Source organism: Sphingobium sp. Ant17, from assembly GCF_000588875.1.
Classification (GTDB): Bacteria; Pseudomonadota; Alphaproteobacteria; order Sphingomonadales; family Sphingomonadaceae; genus Sphingobium.
In genome coordinates, this window is the sequence record NZ_JEMV01000147.1 from 1 (window position 1) to 2,778 (window position 2,778).

The 2,778-nt window shown below is 64.5% G+C and carries 2 protein-coding genes; one reads left to right on the plus strand and one right to left on the minus strand.

The window, feature by feature from the left end; all coding sequences use genetic code 11:
* Positions 1 to 287: 287 nt before the first annotated feature.
* Positions 288 to 2,366 carry an ATP-dependent DNA helicase RecG gene (gene recG / locus BF95_RS24815; protein ID WP_043155475.1) on the minus strand — a complete coding sequence of 693 codons (2,079 nt, stop codon included), beginning with the start codon at positions 2,364 to 2,366 and terminating at the stop codon, positions 288 to 290.
* Between the two features lie 86 nt (positions 2,367 to 2,452).
* On the opposite strand from recG, the gene BF95_RS24820 reads away from it, so the two are divergent.
* Positions 2,453 to 2,719, plus strand: a complete 267-nt coding sequence (locus BF95_RS24820; RefSeq protein WP_043155477.1) for an FAD assembly factor SdhE — start codon at positions 2,453 to 2,455, stop codon at positions 2,717 to 2,719.
* Positions 2,720 to 2,778: the final 59 nt, after the last annotated feature.

Sequence of the window (2,778 nt, forward strand, 5' to 3'; positions counted from 1 at the left end):
TCGTCTTGCATCCTGGCGAAAAGCGCGGGGAAATACATGCCACGCTACACGGTGCCTTAGTGGGCATTCTAGATTTTGCTCGGGAGACTTCCGGTCCTGCTACCCCTTGTTACAACAAAGGCGGCTTCGAGTTCGGCGGGAGGAGGGTTCGGGTGAGGGTCTGTCTTACTTGTACCTGGCGAAACCCTCGCAAAAAAAAAAAAAAAAGGCCCTCACCGACTACGACTAGGGCAGCAAGCTGCCAAGTCTTCATAGCCTCTCCCGCAAAGGCGGGAGAGGGCACAATATTAATCGCCGCCCGTCACCCCCCCCCTGAGCAACCCCACAGCCGCATCCCGCTCGAACAGGTACAAGCACACCCGCGCCGCCTGCCCGCGCGCACTATCGAGCCCGCCGTCGCGATCGATCAGCAGCCTTGCGTCATCGCGCGCCGGGTCGATCAGCGCGGCCATATGTTCGGGCGTCGCCAGCTTCAGCGCTGCCTCGCCCGATTGCCGCGTGCCCAGCACTTCGCCCGCGCCGCGCAGCCGCAAATCCTCCTCGGCGATCAGAAATCCGTCATTCGTCTCGCGCATCAGCGCCAGCCGCGCGCGCGACGTCTCGCCCAGCGCATTGCCCCGGATCAGCAGGCAGACCGACGGCTTGTCGCCGCGCCCCACCCGCCCGCGCAACTGGTGCAACTGCGCCAATCCGAACCGATCCGCCCCCTCAATGATGATCAAGCTGCTATTAGGCACGTCGACGCCGACCTCGATCACCGTGGTCGCGACCAATATCTGTGTCCGATTGGCGGCAAAGGCCGCCATTGCGGCATCCTTGTCCGGCCCCTTCATCCGGCCATGGACCAGCCCCACCGCCTCGCCAAAGCGCAGCCGCAGCGATTCCGCCCGCGCCTCGGCTGCGGCCTGATCGCTCGTCTCGCTCTCTTCCACCAGCGGGCACACCCAATAGGCCTGCCCCCCGCTGCCCACATGCCGGGCCAGCGCATCGACCACCTCGTCCAGCCGCGTCGCCGCCATCACCACCGTCTGGATCGGCTGCCGCCCCGGCGGCATCTCGTCCAGCTTGGACACTTCCATTTCGCCATAATAGGTCAGCGTCAGCGTACGGGGGATCGGCGTCGCCGTCATCACCAGCAAATGCGGCGCTTGCGCGGCCTTGTTGGCCAGCATCATCCGCTGCGCCACGCCGAACCGATGCTGTTCATCGATCACCGCCAGCCCCAGCGCCTTATACTGCACCTTTTCCTGAAAGATGGCATGGGTGCCGACGAGAATGTCGATGCTGCCATCGGCCAGCCCCATCAACGTCGCCTCGCGCACCTTGCCCTTGTCGCGCCCGGTCAGAATGGCGATCTCGACTGGCAAACCGGACGCCATCTTGCGCAGCGTCTCATAATGTTGCCGCGCCAATATCTCGGTCGGGGCCAGCATCGCCCCCTGCATCCCCGCCTCGACCGCATTGAGCAGCGCCATCAGCGCCACCAGCGTCTTGCCCGACCCGACATCCCCTTGCAGCAGGCGCAGCATCGGCGTCGCCTGCGCCATGTCGCCCTCTATCTCGCCAAAGGCGCGCCGCTGCGCCCCGGTCGGCGCGAAGGGCAGCTTCAGCATGGCGCGCAGCCGCCCATCGCCCGCGATCGGCACACCCCGCCGCCGCCGCGACGATTGCCGCACCAGCATCAGCGCCAATTGCCCGGCGAAAATCTCGTCATAGGCCAACCGCTCGCGCGCCTGGGCATCGGACGGGTCGGCATGGATGCGCGTGAGCGCCGCGCGCCACCCCGGCCAGCCCTTGCGCGCCAGCAGGCTCGGCTCGATCCATTCGGGCAGGTCCGGCGCACGGGCCAGCACCTGCGCCACCAGATCGCGCATCCGGTTGTTGGTCAGCCCATCGGACAAGCCATAGACGCTCTCGCGCGCCGGGATGGTCGCGGCTTCCTCGGGCGGCAGCACATAGTCCGGGTGAACCATCTGCAACGTCTCGCCATAGCTTTCCAGCTTGCCCGACACGAATTTGGCTTCGTTCAGCGGCAGCATCTTGCGCGGCCAACCGCTATTCTTGCCGAAATAGACGAGCGACACATAATTGCCGAACCGGTCGGTTGCCTGCACCCGAAACGGCGTCCGCGCGCCCCCACTGGCCTTATAGTCCACCGGCGTCAGTTCGATGCCGATCACCCGCCCCGCATCGGCCATGTCCAGTTCATCGGTCAGGTGCCGGTCGACCCAACTGACCGGCAGGTGAAAGGCGATATCGACCGCGCGCGCCAAACCCAACCGCTCCAGCGGGCGGGCCAGCGCCGGGCCAATGCCCTTAAGGACAGAGATTTCGGCAAAGAGCGGATTGAGAATATCGGGTCGCATGTCTATCTGCTGCCATCTAGCTTAGCCGGGTCGGTCATACAAACACCCCATCGGCTTTTTCCGCGTGCCCGCCAAAGGAACAAATTGTGAACGACAATCCCCAGATGCGCCGCATGAAATTCCGCGCCTGGCACCGTGGCACGCGGGAGGCGGACTATACCGTGGGCGGCTTTTTCGAACGCTATCATGATAGCTGGGACGAAGCCGACATCGCCTGGTTCGAACGCTTCATGGACGAACAGGATGCCGACATCATCGGCTGGGCGCTCGGCACCATCCCCGTGCCCGACGAATGGAAAGGCCCGATGATGGACAAATTCCTGAAACTCGATTTCGTGAAGATCGAGAACTAAATCCTCCCCGGCACGGGGAGGGGGACCGCTCGCGAAGCGAGTGGTGGAGGGGGGGTTCG